We start from the raw sequence: 6213 nt of genomic DNA, 5'->3' as shown, positions 1-6213 counted from the left end.
CGGACGCATAAAGCGTCGTCGTGTCGCGTGTGACGTCGACATAGGGGTTATAGTGCATATTCGACCAGTCGAGCACGCCGGGGACCTTCCACCGCGTCTGCCCGACGCCGTCGCCGGCGATCTTCATCACCGCTTCCACGAGCTCGTAATCCCAGATTCGGCCATATTCGGGTCCGGTCGCGGCGCGAAGCTCGGTTCGCCCGTCGTCGGTCTGCAGCAACTTCACCTGCTCGCCACGGTGCGCGACCAGGCCATGCTGAAGATTGATGCCGGCGAGCGCGGCCGGAAGCTCGCGAAGATAGGATGCGGGCGCGCCGACGAGGCTGCAAAGCTGTCCGAACGCCCAGTTTGTCGGCGCAACGGGCCGTTCTTCGTCGGGGACCATCAGCGAGAGAAGTTCCGGGGTGTCGCTCCGTGCCTCGACACGGATAGCCTTGCTGTCGACGACGCGCGTGGTTGCGCGGTCGGCGCGGGCGCGAACGACATCATGGAGATCTGTGAGCGAGAGGAAGCGCTCGTCGTCGGGGCGCGAGAACCATTCGGACGAGACGCGGCCGATGTTCCGGCCGCGGGAGATATCGACGCGATAGGCGCCGCCGACCGGGCGGTCGGTGACTGGAGCAAGACTGTTCATGGAAAATCTCCAATGGGAGTGGGAGTTCGAGCCGAGGCGAAATCACTGCCCGTCTCGCCTTGACCCTGCCCCCTTCCCTCCCCGCAGCCCGTCAGATGGGGCCATGCGCCACGAGGTCGATGAATCAGAATTCACCAACCCTCCGGATATCGATCGCAGCGGCGCTATCGATAAGGAAGGCGCGGACATCACGGACACGGTTCCTGTGCTGATCACCGGCCCCGGGGCGCTCGTTCGACCGGTGCCGGGAGAGTTTGCCTTGAGCAATCCGCGGACGGTTCAGATCTTGACCGTCTCGGCGCCGACACCGACCAGCAAAGCAAGGTGACACGCGGTCAAGGATTGCGATTTCACTGCGAGCGCTCGGCGATGATGGCGCCGAGAATTTCATCGGCCTTTCCGACCGGGAGGAAGAGGCGTGTTTTGTACGCGATAACCTCGCTGAACGCGCCGCATGCCTTCAGCCATTCGCGGTCTTGAGGCCGGAAGTCCCGGATCTCGAGACGGCGACTGTCGTTCACCATCGCCGACACGAGGCGCGCGCCGTGCAGCCCGGGGATGAGAGCGCCATCGCCATGCCGGGCAGCCTCGATCAGTTCGTCAGGCGTCAGCACGATCGAGGAGGTGAGGCCGAAAGCGGATTCCAGCTTCTCTATCGCCCCAGGCATCACGATGCGCCCGAGGATAGANCAGGCATCACGATGCGGCCGAGGATAGACGTTCCCGCCGCATCGTCGATCCGCCAGACACGAACATCATCCTGCGGCAGCTTGTTCCAGACGGGGAGCAGGAGGCCCGTCGCAACGCTGATCGTCTCGATATCGACCTTGTCGAGCGCTTCGGACACCTCTTCTTCCCAGAAGCCCCTGAAACTGTCCCGGTCGATCTCCTCCCAGCGCGTATGTCCGAGACCTGCAAGCTGGATGCGATTGGAACCGGTCGGTCGGACAAGCTCCATCATCTTGACGGGCCTCCCGTCTTCGTCGGTGATCGACCAGGACGGAACGCCAAGCGCGATACGGCCTGAACGGCTGTTCCGCAGATACTGGGCATCCGAGGAACCGCCCCAGATCTTGTCGAGGCGCGCCCACCCCGTAACGCGCGGCTTGAGGTGAAGCTCGAGGCGGAGCAGCCGCGTTTCGGCGCCGGAGACGGGGTCTTTCCTTAGCACCTGCTCCGAAAGCTGGACGATGCGCTCGGCCCGGATTGCTTCGACCCCGAGATCAAGCGTCCCTGCTTCCCGGGCAGCATCGACGCGGGCCTGGATGAGCCCCATATATTCCTCGAAGATGGCATCCTGGGTCGCGATGCGAAGCGCGAGGATACGGTTGAGCCAGCGCTGGATCGGCGGCAACTTGTCGAGCAGCGTGCCATTCTCATCGACGAGCGTCAGTCCCGTGATGATCTGGAACGTCTCGAGGCCTACGCTCGCGAGCTTGCCCGCGTGGAGAAGATGATACCATTGCGTGAGCGCTTCGCGGGCATAGCTGCTTTCGAGATTGTCGGCCGGATCGAACAGATTCTGGCCGCCGGTCTGGCGCTGGCCGCGCGTGAGCGCGCCCAAGGTATCGAGACGGCGCGCGATGGTGCTGGTGAAACGGCGCTCGCCCTTGCAGTTGGTGGTGACGGGGCGGAATACCGGCGGCTTCCACTGGTAGGTGCGATGGGTGCGGCCGAGGCCCTGGATCGCAATGTCGGCGCGCCAGCCCGGCTCCAGCAGAAAATGGATGCGCCGCTTGTGCGCGCTCGGACAATCGAGGTCGGCGTGATAGGAGCGCCCGGTGCCGCCCGCTTCCGAAAAGACCAGGATCGGCTTGCGCCCCGACATGAAGGCATCGGTCTCGGCGATGTTGGAGCTGGCGCTGCGGCGCTCGAGTTTCTGCCGTCCCTGCCCGTCGATGACGACGCGCCGCGTCCGGCCCGTGACCTCGGCGACCGCGTCGGTCCCGAAATGCGCAATCAGGAAGTCGAGCGCAGCCGGAACCGGCGGCATCGAACAGAGGCTCTCGACCAGATTGTCGCGCGCTTCGATCGCTTCCTGGCAAAAAACCGCGTTGCCGTCGCCATCGTGCATCGGCTCGGAGCGCATGGCTCCATCGGACGAACGAAAAGCGCGCATCTGACGCGTCGGGAAGGCTGTCTTCAGATAATCGATCAGCGTGTCGAGCGGCGAGACATCGATCGCGAGGTTCGCGCGCTCGCTCGGCGACAGCTCTGCGAGCCGCCGCTCGAGGATCGCCTCGGCGGTGCTGGTAAGCTGGACGACGGCGACATGCCCCGCGGCAAGTTCATCCTCGATCGCGCGAACGACGGTCGGCATCTTCATCGCGATCAGCACCTGCGAGAAGAAGCGCTGTTTCGCGCTCTCGAACCGACTGAGTGCGGATCCCTTGGCCATGGCGTTCATCGTCTGGCCCGACATGCGATCGACGATGTTCGAGGCTTTGAGCACCTGGTCGAGGTTCTGGTGAACAATTGCCCACGCGTCGGCATAGGCATCGTAAATCTCGATCTGATCCGGCGTCAGCCGATGCTCAAGCGGATCATATTCGACGCCGGCGAAGCTGAGCGCACGCGCCGTATACAGCCCCATGGACTTGAGATCGCGCGCGACGATCTCCATCGCGGCTATACCGCCGTCGGTCATCGCGGCGAGAAAGGCGTCGCGGTTTGCAAAGGCCGTGCCCGGTCCCCAGAGCCCGAGCCGCGAGGCATAGCTCAGATTGTCCGGCTTCGTCGCGCCGGTCGCGGACTCATAGACGACGCGCGCGCGCGGCAGCGCATTTTGCAGGCGAACCCCGGCAAGGCCCTGTTCGGAACCCTTGGCCTGTCGATACTCGTCCTTGGTGCCCGCCGCATTGCCCATCGAATGGGATTCGTCGAACAGGATCACGCCCTCGAAAGTGCCTTCCGTCCACTGGAGGATCTGCTGGAGGCGCGAGCATTGGTCATGGCGCTGCGAGCGGAGCGTCGCATAGGTGAGGAAAAGGATGCCGCTCGCCATGCCGATCGGCTGGCCGAGCGGAAAGGCATCGAGCGGCTGGATGTCGATCGGCAGGCCGCCGAGCGCCGTCCAGTCGCGGCGCGCGTCCTCGAGTAGCGTCGCGCCCCTCGAAATCCAGACGGCGCGGCGGTTGCCGCAGTTCCACTGGTCTCGGATGATGGCGGCACCCTCGCGCCCCTTGCCGACGCCAGTCCCGTCGCCGATGAAGAAGCCCATGCGATAAGCATGGCCGCTCGCATCCTCGCGAAGTTGATCGCCGGCCTCGTTGGGTACGAACCGGCCCGGCAGGTCACGCGAGAAGGCGTCACCCGCATAGATGATCGCTTCGAGCTGGGCGTCGGACAGCGCGCTGCTCGCCCGCTTCTGGAAGAGCGGCCGATACTTCGGGATCGGCGGCAGTACCGATGCCATCGCAAGCGATTCAACAAGATTGTCGGGATGGGGCGTCGCGCCCGGAATATCGATGCGCGCGAGGCGCCAAGGCGCGTAGATCCCGACCGGATCGCCGACCGGCAGCGGCGCATCGCGAATCGTGTAAGCGAGCGGTTCGGTCGGATCGTCATTCGCGGCGATCCGCGACGGCGCGATGACCTTGGGGCTGGCAAGCCGCGAGAACAGTGATGCCGAAGGGGATTTGAGCGCGGGACGGAACGGGATCACCGCCGGCGAGGCGGGTGGCGGTTCGTCGGATGGGCCCGACCGGGGCGGCAACGCGAGCACGATCGGCAGCGCCGCCTCGATCGAATCGACCGCGTGGCGTTCGGTCTCGCCGACCCAGCCTTTGTCGAAGACGATCAACCGGACGGCGATGCTGGTGCCATGCTTGGCGTAGGGGCGGCCGAGGATCGTGATTTCCACGCGCGGACGCGCGATCTCGGCGACCGAGATATAGCCGCGGGCACCGCTGCCGTCGTGCGCGAATGCCGGCGACATAATCGCAACGCAGCGTACGCCGTCGGCGAGGCGGAGCAGCGCCGAGCGAAGGTGGCGAGCGCCGGCATGCCGATCCTCGCCTCTACCCTCGCTTCGGCTGAAGGGCGGGTTGATCAGAACGACGGTCGGCCGGACGTCCGGCGGCAATCGGTCGTGGATGAACTCGGCATCGTGGGTGGTGACGTCGTCGTTCGTCACGAGGGAGAGCAGCGCGGCGCGGCAGGGGTCGCGTTCGTTGAGGGTTACGGAGGCGCTCGCGGCGATCGCGCGCGCCGCGAGCATGCCAGTCCCCGCCGAAGGCTCGAGCACATGGTCGTCGGGCGTGATCGCTGCAGCATGCGCCGCGAGCCAGCCCAGCGCGGCTGGCGTGCTGAACTGTTGCATCTCGACTTGATGCTCGCTGCGATAGGTCTGCGTCGGCAGCGCCTTCTCGAACGCAAGAATGGCTGCGAAGGCATCATCGGGCGCGCAGTCCGGGTTTTGGTCTTCGCCAAGCGACAGCACGTGCGAAGCCTGCGCCGCTTCGAGCGCGTCATAGGCGTCGCGCATCGACCAGTGTCCGTCGGCATCCGATCCGCCGAACGCCTCCGACATGAGCCCTTTGAGGAGCGAACGCGTCACCGATTGCGGGTCGGCGAGCCGGGTTTGTAGCGCTCGCGCAATGCCGTGGAGGCGTTCGGCCTTAGTCCGGGCGCCGCAATCCGGGGCATCGGCGATGTTGAAAAGCGGAAGGGTCATCGAAGCTCTCCTGAAACGGCTCCGGGGCGCCTGCCCCTGCCGCACGCCGCCCTCCCCCTCTCCTCCAGATTGGAAGGCGAAATGAAAAAGGGACCGCGACGCATGGTCGCGGCCACCAATCGAGGCCAGCGCCGCTGGATCAGGCCGCGTCGGCCACCGGTTCGTCCTCGTCGCCATCACCGACCGGATCGTCGTCGACCGTCATTTCGGCGGTATCGGCAGACTCCATGTTGGCATCGTCGTTCGGCAGCGCAGCGACGGCATGCTCAAAGCGCATCGCGTCGGGGAGCCAGGCGAGCGCCCGTTCCTTGACGTCGGCCTCGACGATGATGTTGCCCGCGAAGAGCTGCTCGGCCGAGGAAGCGAGGAGATCCTTCTTTGAGGCGCCGTAGCGCTGGCCAAGTTCGCTGCCGCCGATTTCCGCGAACAGGTCGAGGATCGCCGTCTTGGTGAGCCGCTTGAAATAATTCTTCGCTGTCGGGCGCCACCAGGCGGCGACATCGATGCCGAGCTTGCGGCCGAGATGGTCGACGAAATCGCTGCCGGTCGTCTTTGCCGGCACGGCGTGGATCGCGCGGGCGATTGCCCAACCCAGCCATGCCGCGCGTGCTTCCTCACCAAGCGCGCAGAAGGCATCGTATCGGTCGGTTACACCAGCATCGGGATCGATCCAGCTGCGATCGAGTCCGGTTTCGAGCTTCGCCCATTCCTCGGCCGCTGTCGTGCCGCTCTCGAAGCCGATGACACGCGACGGCGCCGCATCGGCCCTGAGTTCGCTCGCGAGGTCGCTCGAACCGTATCGCCGCTGCGCAGCATCGACCATCACGAAGGTGCCGAGATCGAGCGCGAACCGCGGATCGCTGGCGACATGGACGCGCAGCAGTTCGGCCTTCATCGTCGCGAG

At 65.4% G+C, this 6213-nt stretch carries 1 protein-coding gene and 3 pseudogenes; 1 reads left to right on the top strand and 3 read right to left on the bottom strand.

The genetic code is table 11. The features are described 5' to 3' along the window. A pseudogene (locus ABS88_RS05135) lies at positions 1-634 on the bottom strand (DUF932 domain-containing protein); the annotation flags it as partial. Between the two features lie 103 nt (positions 635-737). On the opposite strand from ABS88_RS05135, the gene ABS88_RS05130 reads away from it, so the two are divergent. Further along, positions 738-962 (top strand): hypothetical protein, encoded by a 225-nt coding sequence (locus ABS88_RS05130; protein WP_286749346.1) that lies wholly within the window; start codon positions 738-740, stop codon positions 960-962. A gap of 362 nt (positions 963-1324) precedes the next feature. On the opposite strand, the pseudogene ABS88_RS05120 reads toward ABS88_RS05130, so the two are convergent. Together ABS88_RS05120 and ABS88_RS05115 are read right to left on the bottom strand one after the other, a co-directional pair. Then, positions 1325-5309, bottom strand: a pseudogene (locus ABS88_RS05120) (strawberry notch-like NTP hydrolase domain-containing protein); the annotation flags it as partial. A 139-nt stretch (positions 5310-5448) separates the two neighbouring features. Beyond that, positions 5449-6213, bottom strand: a pseudogene (locus tag ABS88_RS05115) (chromosome partitioning protein ParB); the annotation flags it as partial.

It is taken from the genome of Sphingopyxis sp. SCN 67-31 (assembly GCF_001725095.1).
Note: the sequence above shows the minus strand (reverse complement) of the source record. Positions and strands in the feature narration are given on the sequence as shown.